The sequence below is a fragment of the Streptomyces rishiriensis genome (genome assembly GCF_003112535.1).
Taxonomy (GTDB): Bacteria; Actinomycetota; Actinomycetes; order Streptomycetales; family Streptomycetaceae; genus Streptomyces; species Streptomyces rishiriensis.
This window is the reverse complement of sequence record NZ_BEWA01000027.1, coordinates 49,752-69,536: the sequence shown is the minus strand read 5'-3', so window position 1 is coordinate 69,536 and position 19,785 is coordinate 49,752. Positions and strand designations below refer to the sequence as shown.

Below are 19,785 nucleotides of genomic sequence, written 5' to 3'. Positions count from 1 at the left end.
CTGGACGTCGCGGTTAACGCACATTAACCTATTGGAGTGAGTTAACGTTAACTAACTTGCGAGGTTCTCCCGCCGTCTGGCTACGGTGCACGCCGCCCACAGGGCCCAAGGGTTGGTGCCGAGGTGCTTGCGGCATATCGCAGCGGGAGCGCGCACATCCGTGACTGAGGAGACTGCGGCATGACGCCACCCATACAAACAAGCGGACGTGCCGAAGCCGCACACCTGCTGCCGAGCGTGACCCCGCATCCCGGGCTGCCCTCGTCCGTGCGCATCCATGAGGTAGGGCCCCGGGACGGCCTGCAGAACGAGTCCGCGATCGTGCCGGTGGAGGTCAAGGCCGAGTTCATCCGGCGCCTGGCCGCCGTCGGCCTGACAACGATCGAGGTGACGAGCTTCGTGCCGCCGGCATGGGTGCCGCAGCTCGCCGACGCGGCCGACCTCGTGGCCGCCCTGGCCGCCGAGCCCGCACTGCACCCGCTCGACCTGCCCGTGCTCGTCCCCAACGAGCGCGGGCTGGACCGGGCCCTTGGCCTCGGAGTCCGGTACGTGGCCGTCTTTGCCAGCGCGACCGAGTCGTTCGCCCGCCGCAACCTGAACCGGACGGTCGCCGAGTCGCTGGAGATGTTCGCTCCCGTGGTGCGGCGGGCCGCGGACCATGGCCTCCGTGTACGCGGCTACCTGTCCATGTGTTACGGCGATCCCTGGGAGGGGAGAGTGCCGGTCGGCCAGGTGGTCGAGGTGGCCTGTCGGCTGGCTGAACTGGGCTGCGACGAGCTGAGCTTGGGAGACACCATCGGTGTGGCCACCCCGGGCCAGGTACACGAGCTGATCGCCGCGCTCGCCACCGCGGGTGTCGGCCCGGACCGGCTGGCCGTGCATTTCCACGACACATACGGACAGGCGCTGTCCAACACCCTGGCCGCCCTCCAGGCCGGCATCACCGTGGTGGACGCCTCGGCAGGCGGGCTGGGCGGGTGCCCGTATGCGAAGAGTGCCACCGGTAACCTGGCCACAGAGGATCTGGTGTGGATGCTGAACGGCCTCGGCATCCACACCGGCGTCGACCTCGGGGCGCTCGTCGACACCAGTACCTGGATGGCCGCGCAGCTCGGTCGCCCCAGTGCCTCCCGTACGGTGCGGGCGCTGGCGGAGCAGCGGACGAGTCGCCATGGCCTCGATGTGCGCACGTAGTCAAGCGGCTGCTGTCTGTTCCAACGGCTACTGACCTTTTCGACGTGTTGTCGTCCGTCTACGTGGATGCGGTGCATGCCGGGACGTTTGGCCCGGACAAGGTCGTCGCGGTCGGTGAAGACCACGTTGGCCGTGATGGAGCGTCGAATCAGGGACCAGATGCCTTCGACCTGGTTGACGTCGGGTGTGTGCATGTTGGCATTCCGGTCGGCGTCGCGGACAGCGTTGGACACTGCGGCGATGCTGTGCGGCTGGCCGGCACCAGGTCCGGGCAGTCAGCCGGAGCGCTCCAGGTCCATAGTCGAAACGTTGTCGACCGTGACGGTGTGATGCTTCCCGTTGCAGGCCGAGACACGAACGCTCGGCGGCGCATCGGCGGTGGCCCGTCTCGGCGGCACACACGGCCGACCTCGACGCCGCCCCGCCTGGCGTGGGAGACCGCGCTCACGACCACGACAAGAACCGCCGTCTCGTCTCGGGCCCCAGCGTGAAGCCGGTGATCCGGTGGGACCTCCGCCGCTGCCAAGATGCGCGGCGTGGTCCTGAGGCGTGGGCGTCGGCGAAGGCCGGGTTGCCGACGGCATCGATGCCTTGGCCGTCGCCGATCGCAGCCGCGGAGGTCCGGGCTGCCATCGGCGACGCCCCGTCAGTGCTCCTGGGCCGCCGGTTCCAGAACGAGGACGGGGATCTCGCGGTCCGACTTCTCCTGGTACTCGGCGTACGGCGGGAATGCCTCGACAGCTCGGGCCCACCACACGGCCTTCTCGTCGCCGGTCACCTCGCGTGCCAGCATGTCCTGGCGCACCGGGCCGTCCTGGAGTTCAACCCGAGGGTCGGCCACGGCGTTGAGGTACCAGACCGGGTGCTTGGGGGCTCCTCCCGCGGAGGCGATGGCGGCGTAGGAGCCGTCGTGCTCCACCCGCATGACCGGGGACTTGCGGATCTTGCCGCTCTTGGCGCCCAGAGTCGTCAGGATGACAACGGGCAGGCCCTGCAGCGTCGTCCCTTCTGTACCGCCGGAGCTCTCGTACAGCTCCACCTGGTCACGTGCAAACTCCATCGCGCTCGGCTCGTACTCGCCTTTGAGTGGCATGTTCTTGTCTCCGTGCTGCCGTTGGTTGCGTCCGGTGGCGGTGTTCTGTCTCGGCCGGGGGTGTGGGTTGTGGTGGTCAGGCGTGGGTGTCGTCGTAGGCGAGGTTGTCGCCGAGTTCGCGGGAGGCGTTGGCCTGGGCGAGGAGTTCCTTCGCCTTGGCCTCGACGGCCTCGATGGCGTCCGCGCCGGCGACGAAGCGCTGCAGCGGCTTGTCCTGGTCGGTGATGGCCAGCAGCGCCTGGGCGAGCTTGGCGGGGTCGCCGGGCTGCTGGCCGTTGATGCTCTTCCAGGCGGTGATGGTGGCGGTGGTGCGTTCGGCGTAGTCGTCGATGGTCGGCTCGGGCCAGGTGGTGGAGGCGTCCACGAGGAGTTCGGTGCGGAAGAAGCCGGGTTCCACGACGGTGGTGTGGATGTTGTACGGCTCGACGTCGTAACGCAGGGACTCCATCCAGCCTTCTACGCCGAACTTGGATGCGGCGTAGGCGACGCAGAACTCCTGGCCGATGATGCCGGCGAGGGAGGAAAGGGTGATGACGTGGCCGGCGCGCTGCTTGCGCAAGACGGGCAGGACGGCGCGGGTGACGTTCATCGGGCCGAAGAGGTTGGTCTCGAACTGCTGGCGCATCTGCGCGGGCGGGATCTCCTCGAAGTAGCCGGCGAAGAAGTTCCCGGCGTTGTTGATCAGGACGTCGATGCGGCCGAAGCGGTCGACGGCTGCCTGCGCGGCGGCCTCGGCGTCCTCGATGCTGGTGACGTCCAGCTTGGTGACCAGCAGGTTGTCCTGCGGCCCGCCGAGGGTCTTCTCGACCTCTTCCGGGCGGCGTCCGGTGGCGACGACCTGGTGGCCTGCGGCCAGAGCCTCGCGGGCGATGTCCGTGCCCAGACCACGTCCGGCACCGGTGACGAAAATGACCTTGCTCATGAGGGGAATTCCTTTCAGGCGCTGTATCCGGCACTGGTGCGGTGACGAGACGCGTGGCGTTGCCAACGAGGCCAGGCGCATCGGCGGGGCCGACCAGCTGCGTAGCACGGGGCTGCCTATGCCCCGGCGGGTTTATCCCGGCCACTCCGTCGAGTTTCGCACCTCCACGTGCACCACCACAGAGAAGGATTCCTTACCCGGATGAAAGGTTCCAGGTATAAATCCCTACCCCCCACTGTCGGTCCATTAGGTGTCACACTGGTCGGTATGACTCGCAACGCGCATCTCAACGAGCTGGGCGAGTTCCTCAAGACCCGCCGGGCCGAACTGAGCCCCCGCGCAGTGGGCCTGCCCGAGACGGGCGGCATGAGGCGGGTCAAGGGACTGCGCCGTGAGGAAGTCGCTCAGCTCGCAGCCATCAGCACGGAGTACTACACCCGCCTTGAGCAGGGCCGCATCCAGGCATCGGGGCCGGTGCTGTCCGCTCTGTCGCAGGTATTCCGTCTGGACGACGACCAACGGGACTACCTCTTCGAACTCGCCGGGAAGGATCAGGGCCGACCTCGCCGCCGTGCCGTGCAGAAGGTTCAGCCGACGCTGCAGCGTCTGCTGGACAATTTGATCGACACGCCGGCTATCGTTTTGGGCCGCCGTACTGACATTCTCGCCTGGAATTCCCTGGCCGCCGCCCTGATGACCGATTACGCGAAAATCCCGGAGAAGAAAAGAAACCACACTCGGATTCTTTTCAACGACCCCGCGATGAGGACGCTGTACGCCCATTGGGAGGAGGTCGCCCGCACCACCGTCGCTCAGCTACGGATGCAGGCTGCCAAGTATCCCGACGACCCCCGGCTGGCCGCTCTCGTCGGAGAGCTGTCGGTGCAGGACCCGCACTTCCGCCGGTGGTGGGGCGACCACCACGTCGCCGCCCGCACCATGGGCACCAAGACCTTCCACCACCCTGTGGCAGGCGATCTGACCCTCGACTGGGACACCCTCACCGCCAGCATCGACGCCGAGCAGCAACTCGTCGTGCTGACCGCCGAACCCGGCACCCCTTCCCACGACGCACTGCGCATTCTCGCCTCCTGGGCCACGAACCACCAGCAGCCCGCACCCGACACGGCCACCTGACCGCATTGGTGCGCGTCGACCTGCGGCTGCTGACGAAATGCGGCGCGTTCGCCCCTCACCATCGGCGATCCACAACGACCTGGACCGCCCTGTGCCCTGTGCGAGGGCTTGCCGTGGCGCACCGTTGTGTCACTGACACGTCCGGGGGGCTCGTCCACGCCCGGCTGCCGGAGCGTGCGCAGTACCCCGTACCACCCAAGTCATTGCCGCCCCCCCGGGCCGACCAGTACATCCCCGTCGATGAGGAACCACCCGTGAGTGCCCTGTTCAACGCCCTGACCCTGCGGTCACTTGAGATCCCCAACCGCATCTGGACGTCCCCGATGTGCATGTACTCCGCGGCCTCGGGCGGGCCGGAGACCGGGGTGCCGACCGACTTCCACCTGACCCACCTGGCCAGCCGGGCCGCCGGCGGCGCCGGGCTGGTGATGGCTGAGGCCACCGGGATACGGCCCGACGGGCGCATCACGCCCTGGGACCTGGGGTTGTGGAACGACCGTCAACAGCGAGCGTTCTCCCGCATCACCGCAGCCATTCGCTCCCACGGTTCGGTCCCGGCCATCCAGCTCGGCCATGCAGGCCGCAAGGCATCTGTCGACAAGCCCTGGCTCACCGGCCTGTACATACCCGAGGAGGAGGGCGGCTGGCAGGCGGTCGCGCCCAGCCCGGAGCCGTTCGCCGGGCGGTCGGTGCCGCATGAGTTGACCGTGGCCGAGATCGAGCAACTGGTGCGCGACTTCGCCGATTCTGCGAGGCGTGCCCTGGCCGCGGGCTTCCAGGTGGTCGAGTTGCACGGCGCCCACGGCTTCCTGATCAATTCCTCTCTCTCCGGCCTCCAACCACCGCACCGACTCCTACGGCGGCAGCTTCGAGAACCGTCTGCGTTTTCCCCTCCAGGTGGTCGACGCCGTACGCGAGGTGTGGCCCGACGACCTGCCGGTCTTCTTCCGCACGTCGGCCACGGACTGGCTGAGCGAGAATCCGGAGGACGAGCGCGAGGGCTGGACCGGCGACGACACCGTCCGCCTCGCCAAGGAGCTCCTGGTCCATGGCGTCGACCTTCTTGACGTGTCCACCGGCGGCATGGTCCCCGACGCGACAATCCCCGTCGGGCGCGGCTATCAGGTGCCCTTCGCCGCCCGGGCCCGAACCGCGACCGGGATCCCCACCGGCGCCGTCGGCCTGATCCTGGAGCCCGCCCAGGCCGAGGACATCGTCGCCACCGGACAGGCCGACGCCGTCCTGCTCGGCCGCGAACTGCTGCGCAATCCCTACTGGCCCCAGCACGCCGCAATCGAACTCGGCGCCGAGCCCCGTTGGCCCGAGCAGTACGGCTACGCCGTCCGTCGGCGCAGCAGGCGTTGAGGGGGGAGGCCCCGCGCTGCGGACGCGTTCGAGGGCGACCCACCCTCGGATTCCTTCCGTAGCAGCTGTGCGAAAGGCATCGCGGGAGTGCTGCGGAGGCCAAGCGTCCGCCAAGACGCGCAGGCTGCGGGGCGGCGTGGGTGCCACTGCGCCGCGCGCCCACACCCATGCACGGTCTTCGCGGGGGACACCACCGCACCCAAGATCCATAAGGCGACACGAAGGAGAGAGCCCTATGAAGGGTTATGTCATCCAAGAGAAAGGCCGCGCCGACTGGCAGGAGGTCCCGGTCCCGGAGATCGGACCATATGACGCCCTGGTCCGCCCGACCGCGGTGGCGACCTGCACGACCGACGTGCACCTCATCGACTCGCTCTCGCTTCCGAACGCGCTGGGCAAGGTCATCGGCCACGAGGCCGTCGGCGTCGTCGAACACGTCGGCGACCAGGTCGCCGACTTCGCGCCCGGCGACCGCGTCGTCCTTCCCGCCGGGCTGGCCGACTGGCGGCACCCGCGGGCCCAGCGCGGAGAGGGCAAGTTCCATCAGAGCAAGAGCCCCTACTTCTCCGACGACCCGACCAACGGGGGGTGGTTCTCCGAACTGGTCAAGTGCTTCGACGCCGACTCCAACCTGGCGCACATTCCCGACACAGTCACCGATGTCCAGGCCGTGTCCGTCGACGACATGGCCGCCACCGGCTTCACCGGCGTCGAGCGGATGGAGATCCAGTTCGGTGAGGTCGTGGTCGTCCTGGGCGTCGGACCCGTAGGGCTGATGGGAGTCGCCGCGGCGGCGCTCCGAGGGGCGGGCCGCATCATCGCCGTCGGCTCACGCCCGAACACGATGACGCTCGCAGCGCAGTACGGGGCGACCGACCTCGTCGACTACAAGAAGGGTGACGTCTACGAGCAGATCATGACGCTGACCGGTGGCGCTCAGGTCGACAGCGTGCTGGTCGCCAGCGGCGGCAGTGCGAGTGACCAGATCGGCACGGCCATGAAACTCACGAAGTTCGGCGGTCACGTGTCGGTGGTCTCGGGCTTCTTCGACGACGAGACGGTGACCATCCCGATGAACGTCTGGAACTACGGTGTGATGGAGAAGTTCCTCACCGCAGCCCAGGCCAACCAGGGCCGGGACTACATGGAGCGTCTCCTGCTGCTGATCGCGAACGGCAAGCTCGACACCCAGCCCCTTGCGACCCACGTGCTGCACGGATGGGACAACGTCGGGACGAGCCTCGAGCTCATGCGGAGCCGCGACCAGACCGTCATCAAGCCGGTCGTCGTCGTTGACTGACAGTGGCTGTGCGGTGAATGTCGAAAGGGAAGGCGCTCGAGGCGGTCCAGTGCCATGACCGGAAGCTTGACGAGACCGTGGCCCGGACTCCGTCGAAGCCGACACGCCCGCCCGCCTGCTCAACCGCCTCGCCCGGACATGACGGTGCCCGGCACCGGGTGACGGCGAAAAGAACGCCCCCTTGGTCCAGTTGGCCGTTGCCGAGGTCATCGCTCCGCGGCGGAGCACCCACGCGGACGACGCCAAGTCCAGGCAGGCACCGCTGTTCACGTCCGGCGCGATTGCACCCCGGTGCAGGTCAGGCTGCGGCAGCTTCCTCCGGGCGAGCCCCACTGACCGAGTCGCCCGGCGCCTGGTCAGGTGCACTGCCCAGGCAGGTGGTCGTGCGCCTGTCCGGCATCGCTGAACAGGCCGCCATCCGCCGCGTCACCGCCGCCCACCCCGAATGCACAGCGCCAAGTTACCTCGTCAGCAAGGCCGTTTGTCGCCGGCGCGCAGCCGCGCGGTTCGTCCGGATCGACTACAACCACCTGCTCCAGTTCTTGCGCGGTGGCTACTGGTTGCGGGTGCGGGGGCCGTTGTACTGCTCGTCGGTGACTGGCTCGGCCCAGGTGGTCTCGGCGGTCCCGTCGTTCCTGCCTTCCCACAGGGCGATGTGCTCCATGAATCGGTCCGGGGCGGCGCCGTGCCAGTGTTCCTCGTCGGCCGGGCAGGTGACGGTGTCGCCCGGGTGGGCTTCCAGGATGGTGTCGTCCCGAGTGCCGATCAGCGCAATGCCCGAGGTGACGTGCAGGGTCTGGCCCAGGACGTGGGAGTGCCAGTTGGTGCGAGCGCCTGGGGAGAAGCGGACCAGGTTGGCGCGCATCCGGGACGGCTGCTGCCCGGCGACGATGACGTCCCACCACACGTCGCCGGTGAACCAGTCTGCCGGGGCCTTGCTGCTGGGCTGCTGCTTGATGAATTCCACGATGTCTCTCCGAACTCTCTTGGTGCGTCGGTTTGCTTACTGGGTGACGTAGCCGTCGACAGGAAGGGCGACGCCAATGACGAAGCCGGCTCCGGGCTCCACAGCCGCAGGACGGCCTGGGGATCTCCTCAGCCGCGGAGGTCCTGGATGCGGTTCATGAAGCCTCCCAACGAGAGCTATGCGGGATGCGCGCGTGCGTCAGTGCTGTGACGGTGCCGGTGCGGCGTCCTCTTGCGCGTGGGTGGAGCCCGGGTGCTGGGTCACGATCCTGGCTTGGCGGGGTGCGCCGCTGAGAGCCAGAGCGATGAACGGCAGCAGGGACAGGGCGGCGGAGACGGTACCGACCAGGGCCGGTCCGGTCAGGCCCAGCGAGGAGTCCATGGCCTGGCCGGCGATGGCCGACCCGACGGCGATGCCTGTGTTGTAGGCGGAGGTGGTCAGCGCCGACGTGAGTGTGGGAGCGTCGCCCGCGAACCGGACGGCGAGGGAAGTGATGACTGGGGGGACCGTGAAACCGGTCAGGGCCATAAGGAACACCAAGGCGATGGCAGCGACCGGGCTGTTCGAGAGTGGGATCAGCAGGAACAATGTCAGGGCGGTGGCCGCGGCGGCGGTAATGGTCGTGGCCGTAGGGCGGCGATCACCCATGCGTCCGCCGATGGCGGTGCCGCCCAGCGCGCCGGCACCGAAGCCGATCAGGACCAGCGGCACGGCCTCCTCCGCAATGCCCGCGCGGTCGGTCAGCAGCGGGGTGATGTAGGTGTAGGTCGCCAGGACACCACCCATGATCAGCACGGCTGCGGTGAGCGCCAGCCACAGCCGGACCTGTCGCAGAGCGCGGAGCTCGGCCCGCACCGATACCTCGGCGCGCTGCTCGGCGGTGGGGATGAAGCGGCCGACGAACGCGGCGGCCAGAGCCGAGAGGACGGCGAGGGCCCAGAAGGGGCCGCGCCAGCCGGTGAACTGACCGGCAAAGGAGCCGATCGGTACGCCGACGACGTTGGCAAGGGTCAGGCCGCCTATCATCACGCCGACAGCCCTGGTGGAGTTGCCGGGGCCCGCGGCAGCGGTGGCGATGACGAAACCGATCGCCCAGAACGCTCCGGTGGCCAGAGCGGTGACGATGCGGGCCATGAGGAGAATCGTGAAGGAGCCGCTCAGCGCGGCGACGACGTGCCCGAGGGCGAAGACGGCCAGAGCCAGGATCAGAGTCCGGCGCTGGGGCAGGCGCAGGGTCGCCAGGGCCATGGCCGGTCCGCCGACGATCATGCCGATCGCAAACGCGGTGATCAGCAGGCCGGCGTGAGAGACGCTGACGCCGAGGTCACCGGCCATCTCCGGCAGCAGGCCGGCAATGACGAACTCCGTGGTCCCCATAAGGAACGTACAAGCGGCGAGTACCCAGACGACGAAGGGCAGCTTGCCGGGGGCGGTCCCGGCTGCGGAAGGCATACGTGCGCCTCTCTCCTTGCAAGTGGTTGGTGGGTTGGGAAACCGGCTTTGACGGTGACGCGATCGGCCGTGGAGAGCAGGTGAACTCGATGCCGAGTGGTACGAGAAGGCGACCACATGGATGGTTCCGCGGCGTCGGGCATCGGAATGGGGGATCCCGCGCGCCCCCTGCGGGGTGGGGCCCGCAGGGGGCTTGCAGGGGTGGGCGCGGCGAAGCCTGTTGCCTTGTCGTCGTGGGCGTCGCCCTGCGTCCGGTTGCAGGGACGCAGTTCAGCGGGGGGAGATGCGGACTGTCGCCGACTTCGGTCCGGCACCCTGCATGATCGGCACAGCTGAGCTGCCCGGGTACTTCTCCTCGTAGGCCGCGTCGACAGCGGTGTCGACGTTGCTGTCGGCGGGTTCGAAGGTGACCTCGTAGAACTTACCGGCGACCCGTACGCGACCGGCCTGCTGGCTGATGGCCGCCTGATACCACTTCGATTGCTGTCCGTTGGCGGCACGCACGTACACGTCGCCGTCGACGACGAGTGCCCAGGTCTGGGTCGGGGTGCCATAGGTGGTGCCGTCTTCGCGGAACGGGGAAACGAAGAGATCCGCGTTCTCAGCGATCGAACGGAGCTCTGCCTGGCTCCAGGAGCTCATGATCGTTCTTCTCTCGGAGTTGTGGACGTGCGATGCCGACGGTCAGCGGTCGATGCTGGCCATGTTCACCTCGTCGTGGCGCTCGCCCGCGGCCGGTGTGAGGGTGTTCAGTCGGTCGAGCTGAGCGGCGCTGAGTTCGATGCCGTCGGCGGCGGTGTTCTCTTCGACACGTGCGACCCGGCGGGTTCCGGGGATGGGGGCGATGTCGTCGCCCCGGGTCAGCAGCCAGGCCAGCGCGGTCTGTGCCGGGGTGGCGCCGATCTCGGCGCCGATGGCCTGTACTTCGTCGACGATGCGCAGGTTGCGCTGGAAGTTCTCGCCGGTGAAGCGCGGGTTGGTCTTGCGCCAGTCGTCGTCGGCGAAGTCGTCGACGGTGCGGATCTGCCCGGTCAGCAGGCCGTGCCCGAGCGGCGAGTAGGGAACGAATCCGATACCGAGCTCGCGTAGCAGCGGGAGGATCTCGGCCTCGACGTCGCGGGTCCACAGGGAGTATTCGGTCTGCAGCGCGGACACCGGGTGGACGGCGTGGGCGCGGCGGATCGTGTCGGGGCCGGCTTCGGAGAGTCCGATGTGGCGGACCTTGCCTTCGGCGACCAGTTCGGCCAGCGCGCCGACGGTTTCCTCGATGGGGGTGTTGGGGTCGACGCGGTGCTGGTAGTAGAGGTCGATGTGGTCGGTGCCGAGCCGCAGGAGCGAGCCTTCGACGGCGGCCTTCACGTTGCCGGGGCTGCTGTCGATGATGCCGGGTCCGTCGCCGGCGTGGGAGACGAGACCGAACTTCGTCGCCACGACGACGTCGTCGCGCCGGCCCTTGATGGCCTTGCCGACGAGTTCCTCGCTGTGGAAGGGGCCGTAGATCTCGGCGGTGTCGATGTGGGTGACGCCGAGGTCCAGGGCCCGGTGGATGGTGCGGATCGACTCGGCGTCGTCGAGTCCCCCGCCGGTGGTGTAGACGCCGGCCATGGTCATGGCTCCCAGGCCGATGCGGGAGACATCGAGCCCACCCAGTGATACGTGCTTCATCAGGATCCCTTTCGTGGCGGCTGTCAGGCCTGGTCGGTGGGCATGATCCATAGTTCGGCGATCGAGGCGTGACGGGGGCGGGTCACGATGTAGGTGATGCCGTCGGCGATGTCAGCCGGGTCGAGTCGCTCGTGCTGCTCGTTGAACGGCTCGAGGATCTCCTTGTGCACGGTCTCGTTGTTGTGCGAACCGAGCTCCGTGTCGACTGCGCCCGGCTCGACGACACTCACCCGCACGTGCCGCTGGGTGACTTCCTGGCGCAGGGATTCGGTGAAGCCGTTCACACCGAACTTGGTGAGGTTGTAGACGCCGAAGCCCTTCGTGGCGACGCGGCCGGCGACGGAGCTGATGTTGACGATGTCGGCGACCTGGCGCGGACCGTCCTCAGCGGCCTTCAGCAGGTGCGGCAGGGCGGCGCGGGTGGTGTGGAGCAGGCCCTGGACATTGATGGCGATCATGCGCTCCCACTCCTCGGCGTCCGCGCCGACGACGGGGCCCAGCAGCATCAGCCCGGCGTTGTTGACCAGAGTGTCAAGCCGACCGAAGTGCTCGACAGCCTGCTCGACGGCGGCCTCGGCCTGTGTGCGGTCGGTGATGTCGACCTCCACCACGAGGGCGGTGCCGCCGGCCTTCTCGATCTTGGCGGCGAGGTCGTCCAGACGGTCCTTCCGGCGGGCCACGAGGGCCACAGAGGCACCGTTCTCGGCGAGTTGGAGGGCGGTGGCCTCGCCGATACCGCTGCTCGCGCCGGTGACGAGGGCGACGGTGCCGGTCAATTTCGCTGCCATGGGGTTTTGTCCATTCCTCTTGACGTACGGCGTAGGGGCAGACGGCGGGACGCCACATCAGCGGCTTCGGCCGCCGCGTTGCGTGGACCTCTGGGCGCGGCAGTCGAGGCGCGCCGAGGGGAAACCAGCGCCGGGTCGTCTCGTCCAGGTTTCCGACGTGTTTGCGTCGAGCGTGCTCATTCGTCGACCGTCTGCCCGATCTGTCGATGGCACGGTTACGACCGTGCCATCGATTCCCCGACGCGACCATGGGAGGAATCGTTCCGGGTATAAAACTCTGCCCCCCAACGAGTTGCTGGAGGAGGAACGCCTGGCCGTCGTGAGCGCGGCTGCGAATCTCGATTGAGCGGCTGTGATTTTCCGCACCTGCTGGCTGGTGCACAAACTGTAGTCGACTTCACATGAATCAGCATCGGCTCAGGGGGTAGGGGATAGATTTTCTGCCCGTACGCCCGCCGCCCTACTGCGGGAATGCGGAATGTGCGGATGTGAGAACGAGTGGCCATATGTGATTGGTCGTGTCGGGAATTTCGTCGCGGCCCGCATGAAGGTCACAGGGGAATGCGTAAGTTCACACCTCAGAAGAACGAAAGGGAATTCATGAAGAACGTTGTGCTGGGGTATCTGGAGGTCTCCCGTATTGGCCCTCAGCGCAGGTCTATGGGCCTGCCTCAATGAGGAGTTGGTCGGGCGGGCCCTCATGGACCGGCATGACCGGGCCGTGGTCGCGACGAAGTTCGGTTTCGTCGCGCACACGGGAGCGCGAGGGCGTGCCGCGACAGCAGCCTGGCGACCGCCCGGGCGGCGTTTGAGGGCTCCCTCCATCGGCGCGGCACCGGCCACGTCGATCTGCTTTACCGGCACCGGGTCGACCCGGAGGTGCCCTCCCCTCAGAAGTGGGCCACGGAACCGTTGGCGCCCTGGCCGAGCTGGTCAAAGGAGGTTCTCGGTTTATCGCTGTGAGAAAACTGGGCGCCGATTGTGGAGATGAAGTGGACGATCTGCTTCTTACCGGGAATGCATGTTCCGGGTACAGATCTCTACCCCCCAGCTGAGCTGTGCCGGAGCGGCTTCCGCAGTAGCGTGTCCAGTATGAGCAGGGACGCACACCTCAGTGAGCTGGGTGGATTCCTCAAGGCCCGGCGCGCCGAGCTGAGCCCGCGTGCCATGGGTCTGCCCGAGAGCGGGGCCATGCGGCGGGTCCCGGGCCTGCGCCGGGAGGAGGTGGCGCAGCTGGCTGCGATCAGTACGGTGTACTACACCCGCCTGGAGCAGGGGCGCATCGAAGCCTCGAGTCCGGTCCTGAGCGTCCTCGCACGGGTATTGCGTTTGGACGACGACCAGTGTGACTACATGTTCGAACTGGCAGGGAAGGAAAACGCGCGGCGGTCACATCGGCACCCGGCGCAGATGGTCCGGCCGCCGACGCGGCGGCTCCTCGACAATCTCGCCGACACCCCGGCTTTCGTCCTCGGCCGCTGCATGGACATCCTCGCCTGGAATCACCTTGCCGCCGCCTTGTTCGCGGATTTCTCTCAGATTCCGGAAGAGCAGAGAAATTCTGTGCGGCTAGTCTTCACTGATCCCGCAATGAGGGAATTGTATGTGGACTGGGAAACCGTAGCACGTACCGCCGTGGCATTCTTGAGGATGGAAGCAGCGGTTAACCCGGACGATCCCAGCATGACTGCACTCGTCGAGGAGCTGTCCGAAAAGGATCCTCAGTTCCGGGAGTGGTGGGCCGCCCACCACGTGGCCCACCACTCCATGGGGACGAAGTCGTTGCGCCATCCCGTCGTGGGCGACCTCACCCTCGACTGGCAGACTCTCGTCTGCCCCACCGATCCCGACCAGCATCTCGTCACCTGGACCGCGGAGCCCGGCAGTCCCTCCGAGGAGAGGCTGCGTTTCCTCGCCGGCTGGACTGCCGGCCGTCAGCCGAGGGCTGACGCCGCCGGCTGACCTCCTTCTGTGCGGTACGCATTTCCTGTGCCGTGCCGCGGGCAGGTCGCTCGTCATGCGGCTGTGCGTGTGGCCGATGAAAGAGCGTCAGGCACGGTCCGGTGAATAGGGCCGGTGCCGCGGGTCAGGGGCAGGCCGGTGCCGTGGTGGATGTGGGCGATGATCTCGGCTGTGATGGAGATGGCTGTTTCCTCGGGGGTGTGGGCACCGAGGTCAAGCCCGATCGGGGAGTGCAGGTGCGCGAGCCGGCCCTCGGATACGCCGGCTTCCCGCAGCGCCTTCAGGCGGTGATCGTGGGTGCGGCGGGAGCCCATGGCGCCGATGTAGCCGACGGGGAGGTCGAGGGCGAGACGGAGCAGGGGGATGTCGAACTTGGCGTCGTGGGTGAGCACGCAGACCGCGGTGCGGGAATCCACTTCCGTGCGCTCCAGGTAGCGGTGCGGCCAGTCGACGACGACCTCGTCGGCGTGCGGGAACCGGGCTGGGGTCGCGAAGACCGGACGGGCGTCGCAGACGGTGACGTGGTAGCCGAGGAAGCGTCCGACCTCGCTCAGCGCATCCGCGAAGTCGACGGCGCCGAAGATGAGCATGCGGGGGCGGGGCGCGTGCGTGTGGACGAGGACGGAAAGCTTCTCGGGGCAGGTGTCGGCTTCGCCGCCGACCTCGGTGCGGGCGGTTCGCCCCGCCCGCAACAGCGCGCGGGCCTGGGCCGCTACCGCGCGGTCTTCTCGGGCGCCGCCCAGGGTTCCCTCGTACGCGCTGCCGTCGCCGAGGAGGGAGAGGGTGCGGCCGAGGAGTCCTTCGGGGCCGTCGATGATCTGGGCGAGGGCGGTGGGCCGGCCTTGGGCGACGGCTTCGAGGGCTGTGGTGAGGTGGGGCTCGGTGACGGGGTCCACGAGCTGTACGAGGACGTCGATCTCGCCGCCGCAGGTCAGGCCGACGGCGAAGGCGTCGTCGTCGGAGTAGCCGAACCGGGCCCGGGCGGGGGTGCCACCGTCAGCCAGTACTTGTCTGCACAGTTCGTAGACGGCTCCTTCCACGCAGCCGCCGGAGATGCTGCCGACCGCCGTGCCGTCGGCGTTCACGGCGAGCGCGGTGCCGGGCGGCAGGGGTGCGCTGCCGGTGACCTGAATGACGGTGGCGAGGGCGAAGGGGCGGGCTTCGCGGCACCAGTCGTACAGCGTGTCCGCGATGTTCAGCATGGGCGGGTCTCCGGGTGGGACGACGTGGGACGTCGTTGAGGTGACGGCTTGGGAGGAGGAGGGCCGCCGCTGTGTCGTCCGGGGGAGGAGAGACACGGCGGCGGCCCTGTCGGTCCGGCGGCAGGGCATGGTCTGCCGCCGGACGGTCGGGCGGGCGCCGGGAGCTCGGACCGGGCGAGCACCCGGGTGGCTCAGAGCAGGGCTTCCACGGTGATGGGCAGTTCGCGGACGCGGCGGCCGGTGGCGTGGAAGACCGCGTTGGCGATGGCGGGTGCCACGCCGATGTGGACCACTTCCCCCAGGCCCTTGACGCCGATGGGGTCGGCTTTCCGGTCATCGCCACCGTCGAGGAAGATTGCCCGCAGGTCGGGGATGTCGGCGTTGACCGGGACCATGTAGTTGGCGAGGTCGGCGTTGACGATCCGGCCGTCGCGGTGGTCGGTGACCGTGTGCTCCAGCAGCGCCGCGCCGATGCCGCCGACCTGGCCGCCGAGGGCCTGGCTGTCGGCGAGCTTGGGGCTGATGATGCGGCCCGCGTCGTAGACGCCGAGCATCCGCCGCACCCTTACCAGCCCCAGGCGGGCGTCGACGGCGACTTCGGCGAACGTCACGCTGTAGCTGTACATGGAGAACCGGGTCTCGCCGGGGGTGTAGGACCCGAGGACTTCGAGGTGGGTGCGGTTGTTGCGGGTCAGTAGCTGCCCGTAGGTCTCGCCGCGTGCCGGGTTGTCCTTCACGTGCAGTCGTCCGCCGCGGACTACGACGTTGCCGGCGTCGGCGCCGTACAGCGGCGAGCGCTCGTCCTCGACGGCGAGCTTGATCGCCTGCTTCCGTACGGTGTCGCAGCCGTCCTGGACGGCGGATCCGACCATGGCCATGGTCATCGAGCCGCCGTGGGGCGGGGTCGGCGGCATGGTGGAGTCGCCGAGCCGGAAGGTCACATTTCGCATCGTCAGGCCGAGCGCGTCCGCGGCGACCTGGGCCTGGGAGGTGTAGGTACCCGGCCCCATGTCGCTGGTCGCGGCCTCGACCAGGGCGGTGCCGTCGGCATCCAGCCTGACCCGGGCCTGGGCCGGCATCCGCGGGACGTCCATGATGCCGATGGCCATGCCGGTGCCGATCAGCCAGTCGCCGTCGCGGGTGGAGCGTGGCTTGGGGTTGCGCCGGCTCCAGCCGAACTCGCGGGCACCGGTGGCGAGGCACTCGCGCAGCCGCCGGGTGGAGAACGGCAGCCCGTTGGACGGGTCCTCCTCCGGTTCGTTGCGCAGGCGCAACTCGATGGGGTCGATGCCCAGCTTGTGGGCGAGTTCGTCCATCGCCGACTCGACGGCGAAGGCGGCGGTGGCGAAGCCTGGACCGCGCATCCACACCGGGGTGTTCACGTCCAGCGGCACCGTCCGGTAGTCCTGGCGGACGTTGGGCGCGTTGTAGACCATCTGCCCGGCGTGCAGGACGCCCTCGGTGAAGTTCTCGTACGTCGAGGTTTCGGACTTCAGGTGTTGGACCATGGCGCTCACCCGTCCGCGCCGGTCGCTGCCCAGGCGCACCCGGTACTCGTACGCGGGCCGGTAACCCGTCCCGAAGTACATCTGCTTGCGGGACAGCACGAGCTTGACCGGGCGGCCGGTCTCACGGGCGGCGATCGCCGCGGTGGCGATGTGGGGCCAGGCACGAATGGCACTGCCGAACCCGCCGCCGACGAACGGCGCGATGATGCGCACCGAGTCGTTCGGGATGCCGAACTGGGCGGCGACGTCCTTCTGCGTACCGACGGGCCACTGGGTCTTGTCCCACAGGGTGAGTTTGTCGCCGTCCCAGCGGGCGATGGTGGCATGCGGCTCCATCGCGTTGTGATGGGCGCGGGGCTGCTGGTAGGTGACGTCCAGCCGGACGGCGGCGGATGCGAACGCCTTGTCCGCGTCGCCGCGCGCATAGTTCACGGGTTCGCCGGCCGGCGCGGAGGCCATGTCGGTCGACGACTTCGTGGCGTCATAGCGGACCTTCACCAGGCTCGCCGCGTGTTGCGCCGTCTCCAGGGTGGTGGCCACCACGACGGCGACCGGCTGACCGTGGAAGAGGACCTTGTCGTCCTGGAATATCCGCAGCTGTTTGTTGCCCGGCGGATCAATCGACTCCGGGTTGCCGCGGTAGACCAGCCTGGGCGCGTTGAGGTGACTGATGACCTTGATGACGCCGGGCTGGGCCAGGGCCGCGCGGGTGTCGATGCCGGTGATGCGTCCGCGACCTATGGTGCTGTCGACGATGACGGCGTGGACGACGCCTTCGATGTCGTGTTCGGCGGCGTACGTCGCCTTCCCTGTCACCTTCAGCCGGCCGTCCACCCGGGTCAGCGGCGCTCCGACGGCTGCCTGCGGCTGCGGGCTCACTTGGTACCTCCTACGATGCGCAGCTGGCGCTCGACGGTGCGTTTCAGGAGTTCGACCTTGAAGCGGTTGTGCTCCAGCGGCCGGGCCCCGTCCGCCGCATGCTTCGCTGCTTCAGCCCACAGCGCCTGCGAGGGCCGCTCGCCGATGAGGTGTTTCTCGACGGCGGGCAGCTTCCAGGGCACGGTGCCCACACCACCGGCGGCCACCTTCGCCTCGCGGATCACTCCGCCGCGCACGTGCAGCGCGACCGCCGCCGAGGTCAGGGCGAACTCGTACGACTGCCGGTCACGCACCTTCAGATAGCCGGACTTCAGCGGGCGCGGAAAGGCCGGGATCTCCACTGCGGTAATCAACTCACCCTTCTGCAGGGCCTGTTCACGCTCTGGAGTGCTGCCGGGCCGCAGCAGGAAGTCGGCGAAGGGGATGCTGCGCGCGCCGTCCGGCCCCACCACGTGCACGGTCGCTTGCAGCGCCGCGAACGCCACGGCGACATCGGACGGGTGGGTGGCCACGCAGGCGTCGGAGGTGCCGAGGATCGCGTGGGTGCGGTTGAAGCCGTCCCGTGCGGCGCAGCCCGAGCCGGGCTCGCGCTTGTTGCAGCCGGCGGTCACGTCACGGAAGTATGTACAGCGGGTGCGCTGCATGATGTTCCCGCCGATGGTGGCCATGTTCCGCAACTGCGCCGAGGCGCTCAGCTCCAGCGCCTCGGAGATGACCGGGTAGGTGGTGCGGACCTTGGCATGGGCTGCGGCCTCCGCCATCCGCACCAACGCGCCGATACGCAGGCCTCCGCGCTCGGTGACCGTGACCCCGCGCAGTGGCAGCGCGCTGATGTCGACCAGCGTCTCGGGACGTTCGACCGTCTCACGCATCAGATCGACCAGAGTGGTGCCCCCGGCGATGTAACGCCCGCCGCGATGACCGGCGTTGAGTGCTTCGGCCGTGTCGGAGACCTTGGTGAAGGTGAAGGGATACATGGGAGGCGGGTCTCATTTCCCGTGGGCGGTCTGCTCGACCGCGCGCACGATCTTCACGTAGCAGCCGCAGCGGCAGATGTTGCCGCTCATCCACTCCCGGATCTCGTCCGCCGATCCGGTGTGGCCCTCCTGGATGCAGCCGACGCCGGACATGATCTGACCAGGCGTGCAGTAGCCGCACTGGAAGGCGTCCTGCTCGATGAACGCCTGCTGCAGCGGGTGCAGTCCGTCGCCGTCGGCCAGGCCCTCGACGGTGGTGACCTCGGCGCCCTCCAAGCGCACCGCCAGCGTCAGGCAGGAGTTGACCCGTCGCCCGTCGACGAGGACCGTGCAGGCGCCGCAGGCACCGGCGTTGCAGCCCTTCTTCGAACCGGGCAGGTCCAGGTGTTCGCGCAGGAGGTCCAGCAGCGAGGTCCGGTTGTCGACCGTGAGGGCGTGGCGCTTCCCGTTGACCGTCAGCGAGACACGACTGCTCGGCGGCGCCTCGGCGGCTCCGGTCTCGGCGGCAAGGGCGGCCGGACCCGTCATCAGGCCGCCCGCCACCACGGCACCACCGACCGCGGTGGTCGTCGCGATGAACGTGCGCCGAGACGGCGCGGCGGAGTGCTCGGTGGGGGGAGGAACAGCTGACTCGGTGAGTTCAGTTGACATGCGTACGCTTTCCGATCGGCGGAATGTCGATGGCCTGGTTCGTCGGCGTGCCTGGAGGCGGAACCCGCGTCGTCGGCATCGCCGGTTTGCATCCGGCCGGATCGTCAGATGCGATGCAGGACGCGGTCCATGGCCTCGGGAAAAGCGCCCAGCTCACTGAGAGCGGGGCTGGTCATGACCGTCAGTTTGCCATCACTTGGCAGTCTCGTGGGGGGTAGAGTTCTCTGCCTGGATGACCGCCTACCAGGATGGAAAGCTTCACCTTCTGCGGAAGGCGTCCGCCGAACAGGCTGGTTTTTAGCTGACTTCTCCAGCGTCTGGTCATGTTCCGCGTGATGGTGTATTCACGCCAACTGTTTCGGTTCCGGTCGCGGGGTGATCTACGGTTCGGGTCCGGTTGGCTTGGTGGTGAAGAGCTTGGCCATGGACGCTTCCGAGAGGTAGCCGCGGTCGAAGACCTGGCCCCCGTCGGGGGAGTTCGGCCAACGCGGCGGCCAGCCGGCCCAGCCGGTCACAGTCGGACCGCGTTCCTGTCCCGCCGCTCGGCTGGAGCAAGCCCGTTTCGCTCGCGCAGACACGATCCTGGTGAGGAAGCCTTTCCTCCAGAACTTCCTGATGGAGCACGACCTTGAGCTGATTGTGTGGCACTGATACGAACGAATGCAGCTACGAGAGGTGACGGCCCATGGTCAGCAGTCGGAAGCGCACTTTGGCAGGTGGGAC

15 protein-coding genes and 1 pseudogene are annotated in these 19,785 nt (G+C 68.2%); 5 read left to right on the top strand and 11 right to left on the bottom strand.

Annotated elements, in window-relative coordinates; translation table 11 throughout:
- Nucleotides 1-180: 180 nt before the first annotated feature.
- Complete coding sequence (locus Sri02f_RS36170; protein WP_109005545.1) at nt 181-1,194, top strand: hydroxymethylglutaryl-CoA lyase; 1,014 nt, start codon at nt 181-183, stop codon at nt 1,192-1,194.
- Nucleotides 1,195-1,840: 646 nt separating this feature from the next.
- On the opposite strand, the gene Sri02f_RS36165 is transcribed toward Sri02f_RS36170, so the two are convergent.
- Together Sri02f_RS36165 and Sri02f_RS36160 are read right to left on the bottom strand one after the other, a co-directional pair.
- Entirely contained in the window at nt 1,841-2,287 is a 447-nt protein-coding gene (locus Sri02f_RS36165) for a nitroreductase family deazaflavin-dependent oxidoreductase (protein ID WP_109005544.1), read from the bottom strand.
- 76 nt (nt 2,288-2,363) lie between these two features.
- The gene (locus Sri02f_RS36160) at nt 2,364-3,209 is read right to left on the bottom strand and encodes an SDR family oxidoreductase (protein WP_109005543.1); all 846 of its coding nucleotides are present in this window, start codon (nt 3,207-3,209) and stop codon (nt 2,364-2,366) included.
- Between the two features lie 267 nt (nt 3,210-3,476).
- Between Sri02f_RS36160 and Sri02f_RS36155 the strand changes: the two genes are divergently transcribed.
- From Sri02f_RS36155 to Sri02f_RS36145, 3 genes and pseudogenes are all read left to right on the top strand, one after another.
- On the top strand, nt 3,477-4,346 hold the full coding sequence (locus tag Sri02f_RS36155; RefSeq protein WP_109005542.1) for a helix-turn-helix domain-containing protein: 870 nt from the start codon (nt 3,477-3,479) through the stop codon (nt 4,344-4,346).
- Nucleotides 4,347-4,600: 254 nt separating this feature from the next.
- Nucleotides 4,601-5,711: pseudogene (locus Sri02f_RS36150) on the top strand (NADH:flavin oxidoreductase/NADH oxidase).
- A 235-nt stretch (nt 5,712-5,946) separates the two neighbouring features.
- Nucleotides 5,947-7,011 (top strand): zinc-binding dehydrogenase, encoded by a 1,065-nt coding sequence (locus Sri02f_RS36145; RefSeq protein ID WP_109005541.1) that lies wholly within the window; start codon nt 5,947-5,949, stop codon nt 7,009-7,011.
- 553 nt (nt 7,012-7,564) lie between these two features.
- Here Sri02f_RS36145 and Sri02f_RS36140 read toward each other — a convergent pair.
- From Sri02f_RS36140 to Sri02f_RS36120, 5 genes are all read right to left on the bottom strand, one after another.
- On the bottom strand, nt 7,565-7,978 hold the full coding sequence (locus tag Sri02f_RS36140) for a (R)-mandelonitrile lyase (RefSeq protein ID WP_109005540.1): 414 nt from the start codon (nt 7,976-7,978) through the stop codon (nt 7,565-7,567).
- A 198-nt stretch (nt 7,979-8,176) separates the two neighbouring features.
- Nucleotides 8,177-9,430, bottom strand: coding sequence for an MFS transporter (locus Sri02f_RS36135; protein WP_109005539.1), 1,254 nt, complete (start codon nt 9,428-9,430; stop codon nt 8,177-8,179).
- Nucleotides 9,431-9,700: 270 nt separating this feature from the next.
- Nucleotides 9,701-10,072, bottom strand: a complete 372-nt coding sequence (locus Sri02f_RS36130) for a DUF2255 family protein (RefSeq protein ID WP_109005538.1) — start codon at nt 10,070-10,072, stop codon at nt 9,701-9,703.
- A 42-nt stretch (nt 10,073-10,114) separates the two neighbouring features.
- Nucleotides 10,115-11,095 carry an aldo/keto reductase gene (locus Sri02f_RS36125; RefSeq protein WP_109005537.1) on the bottom strand — a complete coding sequence of 327 codons (981 nt, stop codon included), beginning with the start codon at nt 11,093-11,095 and terminating at the stop codon, nt 10,115-10,117.
- Nucleotides 11,096-11,118: 23 nt separating this feature from the next.
- Entirely contained in the window at nt 11,119-11,883 is a 765-nt protein-coding gene (locus Sri02f_RS36120; RefSeq protein ID WP_109005536.1) for an SDR family NAD(P)-dependent oxidoreductase, read from the bottom strand.
- A 1,092-nt stretch (nt 11,884-12,975) separates the two neighbouring features.
- Between Sri02f_RS36120 and Sri02f_RS36115 the strand changes: the two genes are divergently transcribed.
- The gene (locus tag Sri02f_RS36115) at nt 12,976-13,845 is read left to right on the top strand and encodes a helix-turn-helix domain-containing protein (RefSeq protein ID WP_109005535.1); all 870 of its coding nucleotides are present in this window, start codon (nt 12,976-12,978) and stop codon (nt 13,843-13,845) included.
- A 53-nt stretch (nt 13,846-13,898) separates the two neighbouring features.
- On the opposite strand, the gene Sri02f_RS36110 is transcribed toward Sri02f_RS36115, so the two are convergent.
- The 4 genes from Sri02f_RS36110 to Sri02f_RS36095 form a co-directional block, all read right to left on the bottom strand.
- A complete protein-coding gene (locus tag Sri02f_RS36110; RefSeq protein WP_109005534.1) occupies nt 13,899-15,047 on the bottom strand; it encodes an XdhC family protein in 1,149 nt (382 codons plus the stop codon).
- Between the two features lie 191 nt (nt 15,048-15,238).
- Entirely contained in the window at nt 15,239-17,434 is a 2,196-nt protein-coding gene (locus Sri02f_RS36105; protein WP_109005533.1) for a xanthine dehydrogenase family protein molybdopterin-binding subunit, read from the bottom strand.
- Nucleotides 17,431-18,411, bottom strand: a complete 981-nt coding sequence (locus Sri02f_RS36100) for an FAD binding domain-containing protein (RefSeq protein WP_109005532.1) — start codon at nt 18,409-18,411, stop codon at nt 17,431-17,433. Before Sri02f_RS36100 ends, Sri02f_RS36105 begins: the two co-directional genes overlap by 4 nt.
- A 12-nt stretch (nt 18,412-18,423) precedes the next feature.
- The gene (locus Sri02f_RS36095) at nt 18,424-19,062 is read right to left on the bottom strand and encodes a (2Fe-2S)-binding protein (protein ID WP_109005531.1); all 639 of its coding nucleotides are present in this window, start codon (nt 19,060-19,062) and stop codon (nt 18,424-18,426) included.
- Nucleotides 19,063-19,785 lie beyond the last annotated feature (723 nt).